The sequence below is a fragment of the Pseudoalteromonas sp. T1lg21 genome (assembly GCF_002964625.1).
Lineage (GTDB): Bacteria > Pseudomonadota > Gammaproteobacteria > Enterobacterales > Alteromonadaceae > Pseudoalteromonas > Pseudoalteromonas gelatinilytica.
In genome coordinates this window covers 152,909-173,595 of record NZ_PQBX01000041.1, presented here as the reverse complement: position 1 = coordinate 173,595, position 20,687 = coordinate 152,909, and the positions used below count along the sequence as shown (strand labels likewise).

At 41.8% G+C, this 20,687-nt stretch carries 20 protein-coding genes; 13 read left to right on the top strand and 7 right to left on the bottom strand.

What is annotated here, in order from left to right; all coding sequences use genetic code 11:
* Positions 1–31 precede the first annotated feature (31 nt).
* Together C2M25_RS09980 and C2M25_RS09975 are read left to right on the top strand one after the other, a co-directional pair.
* Complete coding sequence (locus C2M25_RS09980) at positions 32–493, top strand: EVE domain-containing protein (protein WP_105181032.1); 462 nt, start codon at positions 32–34, stop codon at positions 491–493.
* A gap of 83 nt (positions 494–576) precedes the next feature.
* The gene (locus C2M25_RS09975; protein WP_105181031.1) at positions 577–1,608 is read left to right on the top strand and encodes a cytosolic protein; all 1,032 of its coding nucleotides are present in this window, start codon (positions 577–579) and stop codon (positions 1,606–1,608) included.
* A gap of 41 nt (positions 1,609–1,649) precedes the next feature.
* Here the strand turns inward: C2M25_RS09975 and C2M25_RS09970 are convergent, their stop codons facing one another.
* Positions 1,650–1,862, bottom strand: a complete 213-nt coding sequence (locus C2M25_RS09970) for a hypothetical protein (protein WP_063701030.1) — start codon at positions 1,860–1,862, stop codon at positions 1,650–1,652.
* Positions 1,863–1,868: 6 nt separating this feature from the next.
* The gene (locus tag C2M25_RS09965) at positions 1,869–2,933 is read right to left on the bottom strand and encodes a potassium channel family protein (protein ID WP_063701029.1); all 1,065 of its coding nucleotides are present in this window, start codon (positions 2,931–2,933) and stop codon (positions 1,869–1,871) included.
* Positions 2,934–3,078: 145 nt separating this feature from the next.
* On the opposite strand from C2M25_RS09965, the gene C2M25_RS09960 reads away from it, so the two are divergent.
* Positions 3,079–4,032, top strand: a complete 954-nt coding sequence (locus tag C2M25_RS09960; RefSeq protein ID WP_063701026.1) for a chemotaxis protein CheV — start codon at positions 3,079–3,081, stop codon at positions 4,030–4,032.
* A gap of 114 nt (positions 4,033–4,146) precedes the next feature.
* Positions 4,147–5,460: a short-chain fatty acid transporter gene (locus C2M25_RS09955; RefSeq protein ID WP_063701021.1), complete on the top strand. Its 1,314-nt coding sequence runs from the start codon at positions 4,147–4,149 to the stop codon at positions 5,458–5,460.
* Positions 5,461–5,545: 85 nt separating this feature from the next.
* On the opposite strand, the gene C2M25_RS09950 is transcribed toward C2M25_RS09955, so the two are convergent.
* The gene (locus tag C2M25_RS09950; RefSeq protein ID WP_105181030.1) at positions 5,546–6,319 is read right to left on the bottom strand and encodes an amidohydrolase; all 774 of its coding nucleotides are present in this window, start codon (positions 6,317–6,319) and stop codon (positions 5,546–5,548) included.
* Positions 6,307–7,449: a methionine aminotransferase gene (locus C2M25_RS09945; RefSeq protein ID WP_105181029.1), complete on the bottom strand. Its 1,143-nt coding sequence runs from the start codon at positions 7,447–7,449 to the stop codon at positions 6,307–6,309. Before C2M25_RS09945 ends, C2M25_RS09950 begins: the two co-directional genes overlap by 13 nt.
* A gap of 99 nt (positions 7,450–7,548) precedes the next feature.
* Between C2M25_RS09945 and C2M25_RS09940 the strand changes: the two genes are divergently transcribed.
* The 5 genes from C2M25_RS09940 (at position 7,549) to C2M25_RS09920 (ending at position 12,005) form a co-directional block, all read left to right on the top strand.
* Positions 7,549–8,178: a methylthioribulose 1-phosphate dehydratase gene (locus tag C2M25_RS09940; RefSeq protein ID WP_063701015.1), complete on the top strand. Its 630-nt coding sequence runs from the start codon at positions 7,549–7,551 to the stop codon at positions 8,176–8,178.
* Complete coding sequence (gene mtnC / locus C2M25_RS09935; RefSeq protein WP_105181028.1) at positions 8,175–8,861, top strand: acireductone synthase; 687 nt, start codon at positions 8,175–8,177, stop codon at positions 8,859–8,861. The genes C2M25_RS09940 and mtnC overlap by 4 nt, the downstream gene beginning before the upstream one ends.
* Entirely contained in the window at positions 8,858–9,400 is a 543-nt protein-coding gene (locus tag C2M25_RS09930) for a 1,2-dihydroxy-3-keto-5-methylthiopentene dioxygenase (protein ID WP_063701010.1), read from the top strand. The genes mtnC and C2M25_RS09930 overlap by 4 nt, the downstream gene beginning before the upstream one ends.
* A gap of 1 nt (position 9,401) precedes the next feature.
* Positions 9,402–9,743, top strand: coding sequence for a gamma-glutamylcyclotransferase family protein (locus C2M25_RS09925; protein ID WP_063701007.1), 342 nt, complete (start codon positions 9,402–9,404; stop codon positions 9,741–9,743).
* Between the two features lie 93 nt (positions 9,744–9,836).
* Positions 9,837–12,005 (top strand): winged helix-turn-helix domain-containing protein, encoded by a 2,169-nt coding sequence (locus tag C2M25_RS09920; protein ID WP_105181027.1) that lies wholly within the window; start codon positions 9,837–9,839, stop codon positions 12,003–12,005.
* A gap of 3 nt (positions 12,006–12,008) precedes the next feature.
* Here C2M25_RS09920 and mtnA read toward each other — a convergent pair whose 3' ends face one another.
* Complete coding sequence (mtnA, locus tag C2M25_RS09915; RefSeq protein WP_105181026.1) at positions 12,009–13,034, bottom strand: S-methyl-5-thioribose-1-phosphate isomerase; 1,026 nt, start codon at positions 13,032–13,034, stop codon at positions 12,009–12,011.
* 145 nt (positions 13,035–13,179) lie between these two features.
* Here mtnA and mtnK point away from each other — a divergent pair, with 145 nt between their 5' ends.
* Complete coding sequence (mtnK, locus tag C2M25_RS09910; RefSeq protein ID WP_105173905.1) at positions 13,180–14,397, top strand: S-methyl-5-thioribose kinase; 1,218 nt, start codon at positions 13,180–13,182, stop codon at positions 14,395–14,397.
* A gap of 56 nt (positions 14,398–14,453) precedes the next feature.
* Here the strand turns inward: mtnK and C2M25_RS09905 are convergent, their stop codons facing one another.
* Positions 14,454–15,938 (bottom strand): FMN-binding glutamate synthase family protein, encoded by a 1,485-nt coding sequence (locus tag C2M25_RS09905; RefSeq protein ID WP_063700999.1) that lies wholly within the window; start codon positions 15,936–15,938, stop codon positions 14,454–14,456.
* A gap of 103 nt (positions 15,939–16,041) precedes the next feature.
* Positions 16,042–17,820: a DUF885 domain-containing protein gene (locus C2M25_RS09900; RefSeq protein ID WP_063700997.1), complete on the bottom strand. Its 1,779-nt coding sequence runs from the start codon at positions 17,818–17,820 to the stop codon at positions 16,042–16,044.
* A gap of 359 nt (positions 17,821–18,179) precedes the next feature.
* Here C2M25_RS09900 and C2M25_RS09895 point away from each other — a divergent pair, with 359 nt between their 5' ends.
* The 3 genes from C2M25_RS09895 to C2M25_RS09885 all read left to right on the top strand — a co-directional run bounded on the left by C2M25_RS09895 (position 18,180) and on the right by C2M25_RS09885 (position 20,677).
* Complete coding sequence (locus tag C2M25_RS09895; protein ID WP_063700996.1) at positions 18,180–19,166, top strand: GGDEF domain-containing protein; 987 nt, start codon at positions 18,180–18,182, stop codon at positions 19,164–19,166.
* 121 nt (positions 19,167–19,287) lie between these two features.
* Entirely contained in the window at positions 19,288–20,043 is a 756-nt protein-coding gene (ubiE, locus tag C2M25_RS09890; protein ID WP_063700994.1) for a bifunctional demethylmenaquinone methyltransferase/2-methoxy-6-polyprenyl-1,4-benzoquinol methylase UbiE, read from the top strand.
* A gap of 28 nt (positions 20,044–20,071) precedes the next feature.
* Positions 20,072–20,677, top strand: coding sequence for a ubiquinone biosynthesis accessory factor UbiJ (locus tag C2M25_RS09885; protein ID WP_105173904.1), 606 nt, complete (start codon positions 20,072–20,074; stop codon positions 20,675–20,677).
* Positions 20,678–20,687: the final 10 nt, after the last annotated feature.

Sequence of the window (20,687 nt, the reverse complement as noted above, 5' to 3'; positions counted from 1 at the left end):
TGGAAGTAAATCTTTGTAAGAGCACCTCATTATGGCTTATTGGCTTTTAAAAACAGAACCCGATGCATTTTCAATTGATGATCTAAAAAACGCTCCCGAGCAAACCTCTATGTGGGATGGCGTGCGTAATTATCAAGCCCGAAACTTTCTACGCGATGGCTTTAAACAAGGCGACTTGGTGATGATTTATCATTCAAGTTGTAAGCAAGTAGGGGTAGCAGGAATAGCCACGGTCAGCCGAGAAGCTTATGCCGACCCAACACAATTTGATTTAAACAGCGATTACTACGATGCCAAAGCAACCGCTGATAACCCGCGTTGGTTTGTCGTTGATGTAACCTATCAATCACACCTGAAAAAACTAGTTAGCCTGCAAGCAATTAAAGCCAATGATGCAATCACCGAAATTGCCCTTAAAAAAGGCGGTCGGCTATCTGTAATGCCTGTAACGGATCATGATTGGCAACAGATAATCGCAATGAGCGAGCGCTAAGCATATAATAGCGGCCATTTTTAATGAGCTGCTATTTTTGCTATAATTCGCCACCTTTATTTAAGAGGGTGCGTGGGGGATGTATGAAATTATTATATTGGTTAGATGAATGGATCAACCTGCCCCGCGATGCACAACAAAGCCAAGTCCCCTTTACCGGCGGTGATTTACTTGGTGATGTGTATGTGAAATACCATATCATCGATGCCAATAAGCCTCTGCTATTTACCTTCTCACCTGCCGGAACCAACTACCAAGAACATGATCTCACAGATGATTTTTCGCCTTGGGCTTATAAGCTCGCGAAAAAACAAGATGTGAATGTGATTGCCTTTCAGCATTTAGGTATTAGTAACTGGTTTAGACACCGCAACTTATTATTTTTTATTGAGCAATTAGCGCCGCTGATTGGTGGATTTAAAGAGCGCTTAGGATATGGTTTGAGCCGCGGTGGCTTTGCTGTAGGAGCCTTTGCCAATTTGTTGAAGCTTGATAAGGTCTTATTATTTCACCCTGTCAGCACAAAAAATAAAGACAAAGCGCCGTGGGATGACCGTTCTAGCACAGATATCGCGCAAAAGTTCGATTGGAATGGCGACTATCACGATTTAGATTTAGGCCAAGCAAAGGGTTATATTATTTACGACCCGACCAATCGCATTGACCGAGCTCATGCAAAACGCTACCCACAACTCACCCATTTACGGGTGTTTGGTATGGGCCACAGTGTTCATGCAACATATCTCAATAAGTTTGGTTTTTATAAAGATGTGGCCGTTGATTTTATTCGCCACCAGCAAGTCGATATTGCACAATTCCGCCAACAAACAAAAACGCTACGATTTAAAGAAGACTATTATCGTCGGCTCAATAAGGCCAACAAAACATCGCCACATCGCTTAGCGCTACTGAGCACCGCCCACACTATTTTAACTGAAGAAAAAGCGGAGCATCTGCAAGAGCAAAAAGATGCGATCGATGTGCAGCCACTGATTGATGTGGCCATCAAACATCAAGCTGCGCACCCCAAAGATGCGATTAAAATTTTAGAAGTCGCGCAGCAGCTATCGCCAGATGATCCCTTGATTGAGCATAAACTAAAGCAATTGAAGTAATTAGCAGCTTAAAGCTGTAAGGCTGCAATGAGTAAAAGATGCTAACTCTTAGGTTTCACTTTACGGTGTTTTTTAACCCGCCCGTGTTTGGGGATAATAGTTAAGTACATCACTAAAGCTAACCACGAAAAGAAGATGATCCCGATTAACCAAGCATTCTTTTCGTGGCCCTGAGTGCGTTTACTATTGAGCACAATGACCACAGGTAAAATGTAGGCACTCAAAACAATAATTAAAAACGCAACTTCATTCATAGATCATCATACCAACGCAGACCAATCAACTTCATCGCTCAAAACTCGTTCTGCAGCAATATAATGCAAAATATCGCCTTCACTTACTACATAATCCAGCGGCGGGTTTAGGTCCATATTTTTTGCACTCAAATTATGTGCTACACCGAGTAATATCGCATCGTGGCTGTATTTAAAGTGATGAAACAGCTTGCCAAATTCCATTGCTTGCACGCCTTTTGGAATAGGTAAACTAAACTGAGTATCACCATGAAGTGTTGATAACAACTCTTCTTGCACCCGGCTTGAACCTGGATCTTGCATCGAACGCACTAAGATTTCGGCTGATTTAGCACTGCTACATTCAACATTGTGACAGTGCTCATGCAGCATTTCGATTTTAGTTTCGTCAGTAAAGTGCGCACTAATGTGACAATGCTTATTTACTAACTTGCTGATACGCAATGCTGTTGTGAACGTTTGATCATCATCTTGACCATCAATAATAATTTTATCAGCGCGTTCAATCGCGATTCTTTTCAACTCATCGAGGTCAGTAAAGCTACTAAGACGAGCAAAATCAACCATTGGATTTGTTAAAAATGGGTGCTCCATTTGTTCAGTAACCGCCAATAGAATTCGACGATCTAAGCGTTTCTGATCAGCAAGAATATAGTCAACCATCTTCTTAGTTCGAGTATCGTGCCAACCAAAAATAATAATGTGATTGTTTATATGTGCGAAGCTTTTATCACCCGTCATAGCGCGCCTGATTAAGTAAGTTACTGTTTGCCCTGTTTTTCCCAACAGAACGCCAAATAGTGCTAAACCAAAAGGTATTTGCAGTAATGCAACAATCCAGCGGCCAAGCTCGGTGCTGGCACTAAAGTCGCCATAGCCAACCGTTGATGTTGTCACAACATAATAATATACGTAGGTACTTAGTGGTGTTAAAGCTTGCTCTCCTGCAAGCATAAGCAGCCACCATATAAGTAGCATATGCAAAAGCGTGGTAACGACCACAGCCTGCCAACTTACTTGATCAATATGACTGCGGATAAGTACCACTATACGATTTAATAAATAGTGCATGATCCTTGCGAATTATCGTGGAAGAAATTAACGATACGGTACTGGAATGCCAGCTCTTTGGCAACTGATGGAAAATTCCTAATGCATGTCGATGAAAAATAATAGTAGACTATACTATCTCTGTATTAGGTGTTTAGGGTGAAATATGTCAGGTGTTCTTGCTTCTGTTGATAAGCGTACGCAACTGGTCGGTGAAAACCGCTTAGAGCTTTTGCTATTTTACCTACACAGTCGTCACTTATTTGCACTCAATGTGTTTAAAGTTAAAGAAGTGGTAAAGCTGCCACATATTAGCAAAATTCCTCACGCGCATCCTAAAGTGTCGGGTGTGGTTGATATTCGCGGTGAATCAATTCCGGTGATTGATTTGCGCAAAGCGATTAACATGCCTGAAGCGAAGCACATCGAAGATACAAACCTCGTCATCACTGAATACAATCGCACCGTACAAGGCTTTTTAATTGGCAAGGTTGATCAGATCATTAATATGACTTGGTCAGACATTATGCCGCCGCCAACCGCAATTGGTAAAAATCACTACCTCACAGCCTTAACAAAAGTAAAACGCGATGGCCAAGAGCATTTGGTTGAAATAATCGATGTAGAAAAAGTACTTGCCGAAATCGTCGAGTACGAGGTTCACATTTCTGAAGATATTCTTGATAAAAGTATCGTAAACGAATTTGCAGGCCGCAAAATTCTTCATGCTGATGATTCACCAACGGCTCGTAAACAAGTAAGCGATACTTTATCGCAGCTTGGCATCGAGATTATTCCTGCTCGTAACGGACTTGAAGCACTCGAAATGCTAAAAAGCTGGGCTGATCAAGGCAGAGATGTTGAAAAAGAATTACTTATGGTGATCACCGATGCAGAAATGCCCGCAATGGATGGTTATCGTTTAACACACGAAATTCGCAACGACAGCCGCATGAAGAACCTACATATCGTGCTCAACACATCCTTGAGTGGTAGCTTTAACCAAGCTTTGGTCGAGAAGGTTGGCTGTAATGCGTTCTTATCTAAATTCCAGCCAATACTGTTAGTCGAAGAAGTTCAAGCCCGTTTAAAAGCCGTGCTTGAGCAAGATTCACAGTAAGCGTTTTTAGCATCCAGTTTTAAAACATACGCTAAAGCAACGGCGTCGCAATTTGCCAATCATCGTTATTCATGATTTATTGGCATTATCGATTCGACGACAACAATAAAAACTATGCTAAATCGCGTTGCTAAACCATTCACTAAACTAGTTGAGCGTTACCTACCCGACCCGTTTATATTTGTTATTTTGCTCACCTTACTGAGCTTCATCGTTGCAAGCCTCTTTACCCCATCAACACCCACACAAGTACTTGCCGCTTGGGGTGGAGGGTTTTGGAACCTATTACAATTTGCCATGCAAATGCTGCTGGTTCTGCTAACGGGCTATATGCTAGCAAGTACTCCCGTTATGCGCAGTATACTCAACAAATTGGCAACTCTCGCCAACAGCCCTGCTAAAGCAATCATTCTCGTGACCCTCGTATCTTTGCTAGCTAGCTGGCTAAATTGGGGTTTCGGTTTAGTGATTGGCGCTTTGTTCGCCAAAGCAATTGCGAAACAAACCCGCGTTGATTACCGTTTGTTAGTAGCCAGTGCCTATTCAGGCTTTATTGTTTGGCATGGTGGCTTAGCCGGTTCAGTGCCGCTGACCATCGCAACCGATGGCCATTTTGCACAGCAAAGCATTGGTATTATAGGCACCGAGGAGACAATTTTTTCTGCATTTAATATCGCCATTGTTGTGGGCTTATTTATTATTATGCCGCTTGTAAATCGCTATATGTTGCCAAGCGAGACAGACAGCGTTTATGTTGACCCCGCAAAGCTTGATGATGAAACTAAGCAAACAGCAACACCTACCCGCCCTGCCGAAATAATAGAGCATAGTCGTTTGCTAGGTATGGGAATAGGTGCCGTTGGCCTTGGCTATTTATTCTATTATTTTGTGCTCACCGGAGGTGGCCTAAATTTAAATAGCGTGATCGCGATTTTCTTATTTAGCGCAATTTTACTGCATCAAACACCGCATAATTTACTCAGTAGCTTACAGCAAGCAATTCCCAGTGGAGCTGGCATAGTGATTCAATTTCCGTTTTATGCAGGGATCATGGCTATCATGGTAAAAACGGGACTTGCTCAACAGATCTCTGAAGGATTTATTGCCATTGCAACAGCCGAAACGCTGCCTTTTTGGAGCTTTTTAAGTGCAGGGTTTGTGAATATCTTTGTGCCATCAGGCGGCGGTCAGTGGGCAGTGCAAGCGCCAATTGTCATTCCCGCAGCACAATCACTTGGTGCTGATATGCCACGTGTTGCTATGGCTGTCGCATGGGGTGATGCTTGGACCAACCTAATTCAGCCGTTCTGGGCACTCCCTGTTCTCGCCATTGCAGGCTTAAAAGCAAAAGACATCATGGGCTTTTGCTTAGTGCAACTAGTGATCACTGGCGTGTTTATATCTGTGATGCTGAGCTTTTATCCTTAATAGCCATATTAAGGTAAGTATTGAGTAGAGCTCATGATTAGTTTTGTAAATAGGCTAATCATGAGCTTAAAGTTATGCAATGCAATTACAGTAATTGAAATTGGTCAGCATCTAAGTGAGCAGGAAAAGCCTTTCTAAAGTCATCTAACGGTGATTTTTCTAAGCGCTTAATAATGATACCCGATTGGTTATCGTCAAGCGCAGCCAAAGTATCACCTTTAAAATCATAAACCGCGGTGCCACCACTGTGAGCAATATCATTACCATCTGCACCAATACGATTGACGCCCACGACATAACACACGTTTTCCATTGCGCGTGCTTTTAACAGGGTATCCCATACATGGCGACGTGCCGCCGGCCAATTGGCTACGTTGATCATCACATCGTAGTCATTGCAGTTTCGTTGGAATACAGGAAAGCGCAGGTCGTAACACACTTGCGGTAAAATGCGAAAATCATTGATTGTGAATATCTCGCGTTGCGTACCTGCTGCAACAAAATTACCTTCGTTACCTAAGCAGAATAAATGGCGTTTATCGTAATACTTTACTTCACCATTTGGCCAAACCCAATAAAATCGATTGGCCTTTTTGTCACCTTTTGCAACTAAAACAGAACCAGCAATCACGGCATTCTTTTGCTTCGCAGTGGCTTGTAACCAGCTAAGTACGTCGCCTTGTTCAGGCTCACTGCAATCTAGATTAATCGCAAAACCCGTGGCAAACGTTTCTGGCAAGACAATTAAATCGACCTGCTCGTTTAAGTTATTAAGCTGCTCAGAAAAATGCGTAAGATTAGCGTTTTTATCAAGCCAATGCAGTGATGACTGCACTAAAGCCAAGGTTAAAGTTGACATAAAATCTCCGCAGCACGTTTTAATGTGTCATCATTTTTTGCAAAACATAAACGAATCACTTTATCGCTGCTTGCACTGTTGTAAAACACACTGAGTGGCACAGCTGCAACCCCCGCTTGCTCGACCAACCAATGACAAAACTCAACATCATCAAGATCAGACACATCACTATAATCGAGTAGTAAGAAGTAAGTGCCTTCACTTGGTAATATTTTAAAACGGCTTTGCGCTAACGCTTCGCTGAGTAAATCACGTTTTTGTTGATAAAAATGACTTAGCTCATCAACATGATCAGGCTCTAACTCAAGCATATCGGCTAATGCATGCTGAGCAGGCGTAAAGCTTGAAAAAGTCACATATTGGTGAATTTTACGAAACTCCACCATGAGCTGAGCGGGTGCTACACAGTAACCCATCTTCCAACCAGTGCTGTGAAAGGTTTTACCAAAACTTGAAATCACAAAACTACGTGCAAATAATTCAGAGTCGGTCAGCGCACTTAAATGCAAAGCGCCATCAAAGGTAATGTGCTCATACACTTCATCACTGATCACATATAAATCATGCTCAGCAACAAGCGCTTTAAGGGCGTTAATATCTTCTGTTTTAAAGATTTTACCGCTTGGGTTATGTGGCGTGTTGATGATGATGACACGTGTTTTGTCTGTGATGACATCAGCTACGGCTTGCCAATCGATTTTATAATCTGGCGCATGCAAAGCGACATGAACTGAACGACCGCCAGCAAGCTCAATTGCCGGTTGGTAAGAGTCATACGCGGGGTCAAACACCACCACTTCGTCACCCTCTTTGACAAGTGCTTGAATCGCTACAAATAATGCCTCTGTTGCCCCTGACGTAACAGTAACTTGTTGCTCGTAATTTATGTTGTTATGGTATTTTCTCGCTATCAGAGCCGCTATTTGCTGTTGTAGCTTTGCAATACCACTTGAAGGCGCATATTGATTTACCCCCTCAAGTACATAATGATTGAGTTGTTTTTTTAGCAATTCAGGTGCATCAAACTCAGGAAAACCCTGAGATAAGTTAATAGCTTGATACTGATTTGCCAGAGCTGTCATTTGACTAAAAATGCTGGTGCCTAAATTCGGCAATTTACTTTCAAACACAGAGGTTCCTTAAAGATGGTTTTGCGCCCGAAGCGATGCTATCATTGCTTAAAACAGATGTATAGCCGTCTAAATAACTTTTAGAATGTCGAGGAATATATGCATAACAATACCGCTATTTCAGAACTAATTGAAGCTGGTAAATGGGTAAGCCAACGTGGCTGGGTCCCTGCTACTGGTGGTAACTTTTCAGCCCGCACTGCAAGCGGTTATGTCGTCACAGCAAGTGGCTTCGATAAAGGCCAACTCGGCACTCATGCGTTTATTGAGTTTGACCATGAAGGTAATCGCACTAAAGGCTCTGGTAATCCATCAGCTGAAACTGAGCTACATTTAAATATGTATAAGCTTATCCCATCAGCTAAATTTGTTTTGCATACCCATTCTGTTGCAGCAACTGTGTTATCGCGTGTGATCAAAGGTCACGCTATCAATTTACATGGCTACGAAATGCAAAAATCTTTAAGTGGTGTTAAATCGCATTTAGATACGCTAAGTATTCCTATTTTTGATAATGACCAAGACATTGACCGTTTAAGTTTATTGGTCAGTGATCATCACCTTCACACCCCTATCGAACATGCCGTATTAATTCGTGGTCATGGTTTATACGTGGTTGGTCGCGATATCAAAGAAGTACAGCGTCATTTAGAAGGCTTAGAGTTTTTGTTTAGCTGTGAACTTGAACGCTTAAAACTAGAAGGCATTCAAGCTGGAGTTCAAGCATGATCAAAGCAATTTTAACCGATATTGAAGGCACAATTACCCGCATTTCTTTTGTTAAAGACGTATTATTTCCTTACGCGGCAGGGCAATTACCTGAGTTTGTGAAGTCACATCAAAGTGACCCAGAAGTAGCAGCCCAAATAGAGGCTGTTAAGGCACATATAGAGCAACCAGAAGCCGATATCGACACGGTTATTAGCCATTTAATTCATTGGATTGAAACGGATCAAAAAATTACCCCACTTAAGCAGTTACAAGGGTTAATTTGGCAAACAGGCTACGAAAATGGTGATTTTACTGGCCACCTTTACCCTGATGCTTATGACTTTTTACAAGCCCAAAAACAAGCTGGTAAAAGTTTATATGTCTACTCTTCGGGCTCTGTGAAAGCGCAGCACCTGATTTTTGAGTTTTCTGATTATGGTGATGTTAGACCTTTATTTAGTGATTACTTCGACACCAAAGTTGGCGCAAAACAACAGCAGAGCTCTTATGAGAATATTATTGCAGCCTTGCCTTTTGAAGCTGCGGAAGTGCTGTTCTTAAGTGATGTGAAAGCAGAGCTTGATGCTGCCAAAGCTGCTGGTCTTGGCACTTTACACCTTGTTCGCGATGGCCAAGCAGTCAGCGACGCTCACCCATACATTAACGATTTCACAGCATTTAGTGCGGAGCTTTTAGCATGAGCCAATTAACTATTTTTAATGATAACAACGCAGACAACATACTGTTTCACAGTGAAGACTTAAGCGCGATTGCGAGTGAGCTGAATGCGGTTGGCGTTCGCTTTGAGCAGTGGCAAGCAACGGCACAGATTGACCAAGATACCAGCCATGACGCTATTTTAACTGCCTATACTAACGATATAGAGCGCCTTAAGGCTGAAGGGGGTTATCAAACAGTGGACGTTATTTCGCTTGCTAAAGGTAATCCAAATGCTAGCGAATTACGCAGCAAGTTCTTATTTGAGCATACACATAGCGAAGATGAAGTACGTTTTTTTGTGAAAGGCCAAGGTTTATTTTGCTTACACTTAGGCGATAAAGTGTATCAAGTGCTGTGCCAGCAAGGTGACCTTATTTCTGTTCCTGAGCTCACACCGCATTGGTTTGATATGGGCAGCGACCCTGAATTCACAGCAATTCGCTTATTTAATAATACCGAAGGTTGGGTGGCTAAAAGTACTGAGTCAACCATTGCAAACACCTTCCCACTGCTGGACTAACATGGAAAAGCTATTTTCTTACGGTACCTTACAGTATCCGCAGGTTCAGCTAGATACCTTCGGGCGCTTGCTCGAAGGTCAACCAGCTACATTAACCGGTTATGTTATTGGTGAAGTCGAGATCACCGACGAAGCTGTCCTTAAAAGTAGCGGCCAGCGTTTTCACCCAGCGTTAATCAAAACGGGCAAACAAAGTGATACGGTTAATGGCACAATTTATTTAATCACCGAACAAGAGCTTGCTCAGGCAGACGCTTACGAAGTGGATGATTATCAAAGAATTGCAGAAACATTTCAGTGTAGCAGCCAAGCTTGGCTATATGTTGCAAAAAACAGCCTTTAATTTACAAATACACAACAAAAAAACCCAAATCAAGAACAAAAGCTGTTATTATCTTCCCATCAAGATTATTACATTTTAGTTAAAGGACTAAACATGGGGTCGGCATTTTCACCCTTCCGCGATACCGTTATTTATGTGGGTGAGTGGCAATTTAACACTCAGCAGCAAACCATCAGCGATGGCACGCATACGCGCGAACTAGAACCTTTACTTTATAAACTCTTGTGCTTTTTCATTACCCATAATGATCGCATTATCACTCGCCAAGAATTGGTTGAAAACATTTGGCAACAAAGCTTCGTTGATGACAATGCCATCAACCGCGCCATCTCAGAATTAAGAAAAGTACTCAAGTCAGAAAAGCAGCCTGGGCAAACCATTAAAACCCATTACCGCAAAGGCTACAGTTTATTTATTGAAGTTAAGTTTCTTGATCACGCGGTGAGTACAGAGCCGCTAAAAACAGAAAATGTAATAACAGCAGATAAAGACGCTGAGACTCAAGTTAATACAGCCAACATTAGTCCAAAAAAAGATCATACTTCTCGCTGGCCGTGGCCTTTTGCAGCCTTAGTATTGAGTTTACTGCTTGCTGCTATTTGGTTGTTCTTACAACAACCTAAAGCCACTACTGAAGACCAAAGCGAAGCACCACTTTTAGACCTGCAAGTAGAAACGATTTCCTGGCATAAAGGCACACACTACCGCTTAATGCTCAATCAAGACAAAACAAAATTAGCCTACATACTGCAAAATGATATTGATGATAAGTACCTTTATGTTGTCGACTTAACAACTAAAAAAGAGTACCAAATTGCATCAGGGGATCTCTTTTTACAAGGCTGGTCTGACGATGGCGAGCGTCTATTCTATGGTTCATGTGAAGGAAGTGATTTCAACGATTGTATTGCTTGGCAAGCAAGCAACCTGTTATCGAATGAAGCTTTAATTAAGCCTAGAACCAATCAATTTATACGTAGCTTATCTCCAACCCAGTACATGGAGGTCGGCAATGTGGCAATTACAAGACGAAATAACTACCGTGGTTTAACTCACTTAAACGCCCTTTATGCTCAAGATTTAAAAACAGGTGAAGAAATTCGCATTACTTCACCAAATATCACAGGGACTGGCGACTACATTTTAACCACCATCAAAAACCCTAGTCGGATTATTTTCGAGCGCCATAATGTGGGTCAAGCAGAGATTTACATGGCAAATTTAGACGGCAGCTCACTTAAACTCTTAACGACGAACAACTACCGCTCTTGGGCTGCGACTTATGATGGGCAAACTAACTCGCTGGTTTGGTATAACCGCGGTAAATTGACGATCGAATCATTTTCGTTTGATACCATGAGCCGAGGACAACCTGTTAAAGCACCAGTAAAGCGAGCTAATTTCGCCTACCCCCTTAATAAACAAAGTGTTTTGATCAGCACTGATTTACACGACAATGATGGGGCCATATTTGACTTAAAATCAAAACAAATGAGCTATATTGCTACGGCAAATAAGCATGAGGATGATGTTGTCGCACTACCGAATAATGATGTCTACTTCGCTGATTTTGAATTCTATAAGCGCCAACATTGGCTGAGAAAAGATAACCAATATATAGATATAACCGACAAGCTTGGCGAAGATACGACCGTTATTACTGCAAATAGCGACAGCAGTCAGCTCGTAAGTTTTAATAAAACCACTCAGCAACTAAGCTTATTAAGTGCCAATGATTTTTCAGAAATTAAACACTGGACGCTACCAGGAAACAGCAAATTGGCAGCAATCAGAGGCAATAAAATTGCAGTGATTTATACAGAGCTTAGCAGCCAGCAAAACCAAATAATGATTTTGCACACCAATAGCGATCACGTTGTTAAAAGCACCATCGACACCCCTTTAGAAATTGCTTGGTATGATGATGATCAGCTAATCGTGCATTCTAAGTACGCAAAATACCTGCTACTAGACAGTGACAATAATACCTATAGTGAACTGGTGACCCCAGACAAACTTATCGAGCTAAAACCTTCGATTATCTCGATGGCAAGTAACCAGCACAGCTTGTACATCGCCACCGAAGCAGAAGTGTATAGCATCAACTTAGCAAAAATGAAGGATGTTGAACTTGCAGTTCAACTGCAGCATTTGCACTTTATTAGCCATCTCAATGCCAATAATGACAAGCTCGCTATTTCATTCTTAACAGCAAATACTCAAAACAGCATTGAGCTTTACACTAAAAAAAGTGCTGAGTAATTTCTACTTTAACTGCTTTAGGATACCTTGCTCGATATCGGATTGGTTATAAACGCCGCTATCGAGCACCCAGCCTGTGACTAGGCTCGCCGGTGTAACATCAAATGCCGGGTTATAAACCTTTGCGTTAGTCGGTGCCCACATCGCTTCACCAAAACTACCACTAACACCGCGCACTTCGTTGGGACTGCGTTGCTCAATTTCGATATCGACACCACACACCGTTTGTGTATCAAGCGTCGTAAGTGGCGCAACGACATAAAATGGAATGTTATGGAAATGCGCTAACACAGCGAGGTTATAAGTGCCGACTTTATTTGCAAAGTCACCGTTTGCAGCAATACGGTCTGCACCTACAAAGATTTTATCTACTTTGCCCGCAGCCATTAAACTGGCTGCCATGTTATCGCAAATCAAAGTATAAGGGATTTGCCAACGCTCAAGCTCAAAAGCTGTTAAGCGGCCGCCTTGCAGTAACGGTCGTGTCTCATCAACCCAAACATGAATATCGCCATGGCGTTGCTGCGCTTTATAAATCACACCTAATGCAGTGCCTACACCAGCCGTTGCCAACGCACCTGTATTACAGTGCGTTAAAATGTTATCGCCTTTATCAACCAAGGCAGCACCACGTTCTGCCATGCTATCGCAAAGGGCAATATCTTCTTTAAATAACTGTTCAGCAGTCGCGACAACAGCAGCAACATAATCAGTCTCTGTCAGTGCTGTACGTAACTTGGCCATACAGTGCATTAGGTTAACGGCGGTTGGGCGGGTTGCTTCTAGTTCATCTATAGCAACCGCAAGTGCTGACTGACTCATGCCCTGCTCTGCTAAATGTGCAACCAATAAACTCGCTCCTAAGCCAATTAAAGGTGCGCCTCTAATTTTTAAGGTCAAGATCAGGTCTTTCATCGTTTCAACATCATTGCACACATGCCAATGCTGTTGATGTGGCAACAAATACTGGTCAAGCACAGTTAACGTACCTTGCTGATATTTAATACTGCTGGCGATGAGATCTTGCATACTGAATCCGAATTACTAATGAAAAACTAATTTAAGTGAATAGTTATTTTACATCAGTTTTGACAACTAACAAGCTAGATGTATGGACATCTAAACGGTTACAGGTATAGAATGCTTAAAGTTAATTGTATTACGAGATAAAGCTATGGCTAACTATACTGCCTTCACTGCAGAGCATGCTGTTGATTACATTAAAAAACTTATCGAAAATGAGTTAAGCTCAGTATTCGCTGCTGATGCAACACTGACTGCATACGAATTTGGTGATGGAAACTTAAACTTAGTTTTTCGGGTTGCTGATCAGCACAACAACAGTGTAATTTTAAAGCAGGCACTTCCTTACGCCCGTTGTGTAGGTGAGTCATGGCCGTTATCGTTAGACCGCGCACGCATTGAAGCCGAAGTATTGATTAATCATGGTCAGTTATGCCCTGAACATACTGTGGCAATACTGCATCACAATGTCGAGTTGGCGTTAACCGTATTAGAAGATTTAGGCGACCTACAAATTTTACGTGGCGCACAAATCAAGGCCGAGCAATTCCCATTACTGGCCAATCATGTTGCACTGTATTTAAGCCGTACAGGCTTTTATAACTCAGACTTTTATTTATCTGCTGAAGATAAAAAAGCCAAAGTCAGTCAATTTATTAACCCTGATTTATGTAAGATCACGGAAGACTTATTCTTTACCGATCCGTACATTGAGCATGAGCGCAATAATTTCCCTGCAGAGCTTACTGAGCACGTCGAAAGTATTCGTAATAATGATGCTTTAAAACTAGCCGCAGCGAAATTAAAAGCTAAATTCTTATCATGCCCGCAAACTTTATTGCATGGCGATATGCATAGTGGCAGCATTTTTGTTGATAGCAAAACCACTAAAATGATCGACCCAGAGTTCGGCTTTTTTGGCCCTGTTGGCTTCGATATCGGCTCATTTATGGGTAATTTGTTACTAAATTACTGTGCCCAAAATGGACGTATTGCCGAACAAGCAAAGCGCCGTCAGTATCAAACTCATTTATTAACCTGCTTACAAGACTGTTACAGCCAATTTGAACAACATTGGTTAAACCTAGCAAGCAGCGAAGCAACTGATATTAGCTTTGCAAACCGCGCCTTTATCGAAGATTACTTACAACACGTATTGCGTGATGCAATTGGTTACTGTGGCGCTGAACTTATTCGCCGTACTATTGGTTTAGCCCATGTTGCTGATATCGATGGAATTGAAGATGAACAAGCGCGTTTAGCAGTACAACAACAAACACTCGTACTTGGCGAACAACTGATGCTCAATGCCACAAGCTGTAACAATAAAGACGAGTTCTTTTCTTTATTAATCAGTTTATTAAATTAACTAGCAAAAAGTAAAAAGGCGCTCAATGCGCCTTTTAATTATTCAACTCAACTAGATTATTTATTGTAGTGTTCATACATTTTATCGAGCGGCTCTGATAAACCATTCTCCTGTACTACACGCACATGCTGGCGAGCTAACTCACGGGCACTTGATACACCACACGAGTGAGCAATCAGCCCTGCACCATAGTGAATAAACTTATTATAATTAGCGACACGCTGTGCCTTATCGGTCACATCTAAGCCTCGTTGTAAGCGTTCATTGTGAGTCGTAATACCGGTCGGACAGGTATCTTTATTACACTGCAGAGCCTGAATACAACCTAGCGAAAACATATGACCGCGCGCCGAAACAATAAAATCAGCCCCAAGTGCCAATGCCCAAGCCACTTTTGACGGTACGATTAGCTTACCCGATGCAATCACTTTCACTCGCTCTCTGAGACCATGTTTTTTTAGCAGATCGACAACCAAAGGCAAGCTCTCTCGAAGCGGTAAACCAACTGAATCCATCAAGGGTTGAGGAGCTGCGCCCGTACCGCCGTCGGCACTATCAATAGTGATGAAATCAGGCGCTGATTCAATGCCTCGGTTATTAATTTCACTGAACAAGGTTTCGAGCCAAGTGTATTCACCAATCACCGCTTTAAAACCGGTTGGTTTACCTGTGGTACTGCGTACCGTTTCAATCATATCGAGTAAATCTGCTGGGCATTTAATCTCTGGGTGACCATTTGGACTAATCGAGTCATGCCCTTCAGGAATGCCCCGGATCTTTGCAATTTCAGCAGTCACTTTACGCCCTGGTAACATCCCCCCTTTACCGGGTTTGGCACCTTGACTCATTTTAATTTCGAACATTTTAACTTGTTCATGCTCAGCAATTGCTTTGAGTTTTTCGATGCTTAATTTGCCGTGCTCATCTCGTACACCATATTTTGCCGTGCCAATCTGAAACACAATATCTGCACCACCTTCAAGGTGATAAGGACTGAGCCCACCTTCGCCTGTATTCATCCAACAGCCTGCTAACTTTGCACCTCGCGATAACGCACGAACAGCAGGCTTAGATAAGGCACCAAAGCTCATACCAGAAATATTAAATAACGAGTTTGTTGTATAAGGAGTTTGGCAATAAGGCCCTAACGTGACTTCACTAGGGTCAAGTGCATCTTCATCTAAGGTTGGAAACGCACAGTTCATAAACATCACAGTGCCCGTTGCCTCAAGACTTTGTGTTGAGCCAAAGGCCGTAGTACGGTCAACATTTTTCGCAGCACGATAAACCCAGCTTCGATCAGCACGGTTAAATGGCAACTCTTCTCTATCCATTGCAAAGAAGTATTGACGGAAGAATTCACCTTGGCGCTCAAAGAAATAACGAAATCGGCCGATCACCGGGTAATTACGGCGAATCGCCTGTTTAGACTGCGTCACATCACTAATGTAAAAGCACACAATCACCAGCAAACCTATGCCGAGTGCAAAAATAAATAAGCTGGCAAAAACATCGATACTAAAAATTATAAAATCACTCATCCAAGGCCCCTTTGTGAAATGACATCCTTCAAAGCATATAAGGTGTTTATATTACGTGCAATAAACAAAAAAGGCGTGATGTAAATCACGCCTTTCTCATCTGCTATGCTGCTCGTTTTGCTAGCTCAGCTTTAATATAAAGTTGAATTTGCTCTTCAAGCACCGACATTGGCACTGAGCCATGACGTAATATTTGGTGGTGGAATTCGCGAATATCAAAGTCTTGGCCAAGCGCTTGCTCAGCTTCATGGCGTAAACGTTTAATCGTTAGCTCACCAATTTTGTATGACAACGCTTGTGCAGGCCATGAAATATAACGGTCGGTTTCAGTCTTCACGTTATGTAATGAAAGCGCGGTGTTTTCGCTCATAAATTTCATTGCGCGTTCGCGACTCCAGCCATACATATGCATACCTGTATCAACCACTAAACGCGCGGCACGCCACATTTCATAAGTTAATCGTCCAAAATCACTGTATGGGTCTTGGTAAAAGCCCGCTTCGATACCTAAAAATTCCGAATATAAGCCCCAACCTTCGCCAAATGCCGACAAATATGCATTGCGGCGATAGCTTGGTAATGACTCAAGTTCAGCATTAAGTGAAATTTGTAAATGATGACCAGGTACAGCTTCGTGTAGCGTTAATGCTTCAAGAACATATAACGGACGCTTATCGAGCGCATAGGTATTAACCCAGTAATAACCCGCTTGATCATCACGACGAGACCCTGAGTAACGACCGGTTGTATATTTAGGGGCAATACTCTCAGGCACTGGCGCAACACCGTACGGCATTCTCGGTAAGGTATGGAATAATTTAGGTAACTGCGCATCCATTTTTTTGGCGATGTAAGACGCTTCTTTTAGCAAATCTTTCGGTGTTTTTGCGTAAAATTGCGGATCAGTACGTAAAAAGTGGACAAAATCAGCAAACGAGCCTTCAAAACCTACTTTCTCAATAATTTTTTCCATTTCTGCACGAATACGCGCGACTTCTTGTAAACCCAGCTCATGGATTTCTTTCGGCGTCATATCAGTAGTGGTGTAATACTTGGCGCGATTTTCATAAAACGCCTTACCATTTGGTGTACTTGAAATGCCAATGTCAGTACGTGCACCCGGTTGATATTCGTTATTAAAGAAAGTTAAGTAACCTTGATAAGCCGGAATAACCTGTTCTTTAATAATGGTTTGTGCTTGCTTTTGTAATGCAGCAAATTCGCTATCACTCAAACCTGCCGTGTTATTTAAGAATGGTTTGTAAAATTCAGACTGGGTAGCATCATCAACAATATAAGCCGTAATAGAGTCTTGATAGCCTTCTAACACAGCCTTTGGTTGGGTTAAACCCACTTCAAGACCTTTGCGCATCCAGCCGATATTTTGCGAGAAATAGCGGGGAATTTGCTGCAATTTAGCAAGGTATAACTGGTAGTCTTGCGGTTTTGTGTAATCAGAGCTAGAAACCATAAACGACAAGCTAGAATGAAACCCATACTCAGATGTCAGTGGCATATAGTGCGTATTGAAGACATATTCATCGACACTATTTTGCACTTGGCCACGCAAAATAGTCAGGTTAATGCGGTTTTCTTCAGATAACTTATCACGGTCTATAGCATCTAGCTCAGCAAGTAATTCAGTATTCTTCTTGTATTTTTGCTCTAAAAATTCAGCCGATAGATTTTCTAATAAATACCCATCTACGCCATTTTCTTTGCCATATGGGCTGATGCTTTGGCGATAATTAACAATATTTTCGGCTACTTGAGTAAATTGCTGATCAGCATCAATATTTGTTACCTGACAAGCGCTTAAAGTACACGCTAAAGCAACCGCAATAACAGAGCGGTTTAAAGTTCGCGACAGTGTTTGTTTCATAGCATTCTTTTTAGTTTTAATCAGTATCGCTAAAGTAGCGCAGCACTGGCTAAAACCCAAGCAAATGCGACCAAGCTCAGGTTAAATGCGCTTAAATTAGCAGCGCTGTGTAAACAACAGTGAGCAAGCTTTAAACAATTTTTAATTACACTTGTTAAAGTTGTTGAGAAAATCAGCTAATAGACACAAACGAAACAAATTTAAGTTCCAAAGTTAGCGATTTTGCTTTTAAATAGGTTGATTACAGATTACTGTAGACTCAGTATTTATGCTTGGAAGCAAATACACCTTACGGAAGAGATTATTAATTGGTTGATATGCGTATTTAGTGGTATTGAAAAATGATGTTCCATGATTCCATGGCTATTGCTCAAGAAAAAATGACAAAGGTATGTATCTTTTTAGAACATCACGCATTACCGCCGTCACCACTAAACTATCAGGTTGTTTATACCTACGTCAGCCAATCTAATCCAAAACTTAACGCCGCTATTGACCGTGCAGTCGCACAAAGAAAAACCATCGATTGTGTTTATGTAGAACAGTTGTATTTCGATTTTATGGAACAAGGCCATAAAATGAAAACGGCGATTGTTCGCAATGTTGACTCGGTTATAAATACCCTTTCGCGTAATGCCAGCAATAACGAACAAAACATTGTGCGCTTTGCCGAACAAATTACCGATTGTGTGCATTCAATTGATGAAAACAACATTGAGCAAACGCGCCACGCATTAAAAATGCTCAGTAAACAGTCTGAAGTGCTGCTCAATCAACATCGTCAATTTAAGCAAGAAATAGCAAAGGCAAAAGCACTTCAAGAAAAAACCCAAAAACAACTCACCCAATTACGTAAGCAACATATCACCGACCAGCAAACTGGCTTATACAAACGCCATTACTTAAATCAACAAACCCAACTCTGGGTTGGTCAAAATAAAGCGGTTTGTGCGATTTCTATTCATATTGAGAACTTAAACCATTTTATTGAAAACTATGGCGATGTGATTGGTGAGGTGATTTTAAATAAAGTCGCGAAGCAAGTGCAAAAGTACGTGCGTGAAAGCGGTTTACCTGGGCGTACAAGTAAAGATGAGTTTACCATTTTACTTGCTGATATAGAGCCTGAAACGGCGAACTTAATTGCCGAAAAAGTACGAAATGGTGTCGAAAAGCTACGTTTTGTCAGCTCCAAAAATGGCACTAAACTCCCCGCGATTACCCTAGCTCTAGGGATCGCGAAACATGAAGGTGATGGCGACTTTAACAGTTTAGCCCGAAAAGCATCTTTAGCAGCAGCAAAAGCAAAGTCACTAGGGCAAAGTAGTTTTATTGCCGGCCAATAAAGTTTAAAACTGCGCTAAGTCATGAAAAGCCACGCTAATCTGATGATTTAGTTATAATCAAATTGCACCCCACAGCTACAATCAAGTACACTAGTCTTTATTGCCACGATAGAGATTAATCATGAACGAGAATCAAGAAAAGACCACGCATTTTGGCTATAAAACCGTTGCTGAAAACGACAAAGCATCAATGGTTGCAGATGTATTCCACTCAGTCGCTGCAAAGTATGACGTAATGAATGATCTAATGTCGTTCGGTATTCATCGTTTATGGAAACGCCAAACTATTGCAAGTTCTGGTGTTCGTAAAGGTCACTATGTATTAGACCTTGCTGGCGGTACAGGTGATTTGACCGCTAAATTTAGTCAGTTAGTTGGTGAAACGGGTCAAGTTATCTTAGGCGATATCAACTCTTCAATGCTGAAAGTTGGCCGCGAGAAACTGCGTAATCTTGGTCGTGTTGGCAATATTGAATATGTACAAATGAATGCTGAAGCATTGCCATTTCCTGACAACAGCTTTGATTTAATTACGATTGCCTTTGGTCTTCGTAACGTGACCGATAAAGATAAAGCACTTCGCTCAATGTATCGTATTCTTAAGCCGGGCGGCCGCTTACTGGTGCTTGAGTTCTCGAAACCAGAACACGAAGCGCTAAGCAAAGCCTACGACTTCTATTCATTCAATATCTTACCTAAGATGGGTCAGTTAGTGGCAAATGACAGCGAGTCTTACCAATACCTTGCTGAATCAATCCGTATGCATCCAGACCAAGAAACATTGAAAGGGATGATGGAAGATGCCGGTTTTGAACAAACGAGCTATCAAAATCTAACTGGCGGTATTGTTGCCCTTCACCGTGGTTTTAAATACTAGAAATTCTGTAAAGTAAGTAGGTAACGCGATGTTAGCAAACGCTCTGTTATCACTCGTCGAACGAATCATTAATCAATTGCTGCCGCTAGACCCCCAGTTAAAGGGCAAGCTTGCAGCAATTGCTGATAAACAGCTGCTGATTGAAGTTCGTGATTGGCAACAATCCATTTTGTGCGTTTACAGCGACGAGCAAATTCACTTATACAGCACGCAAGAGCGCAGGTTTGACTGCATGATCAGCGCCGATATTAACACCTTGTTGGCCCTTAAAGATCCATCAATGCTGACGCAACTCATTCGCCAAGATAAGCTTGACCTACAAGGCGATTTAAATCTTGCGCAAGGTTTTAGCAATGCGTTTGCAGAGCTTGATATTGATTGGCCTGAACATTTTTCGCGTTATATTGGTGATGCGCCAGCCCAGCAGTTATGGCTTTCTTTCCAAGCTCTAAAACGTCGTGGTTCACAAACAAAAAGTAAGTTAGAAAATACCCTAACAACACTTTGCCAAGATGAGCTATCAGTGACTATTCACCCACTAGAACTTGCTGAATTTAAACAGCAAAATCGCCAATTAAAAAGCCAAGTATCTCAGTTAGAGATGCGAATTAACGCGCTGTTACAGTCTCGCTAATGCGCTAAGG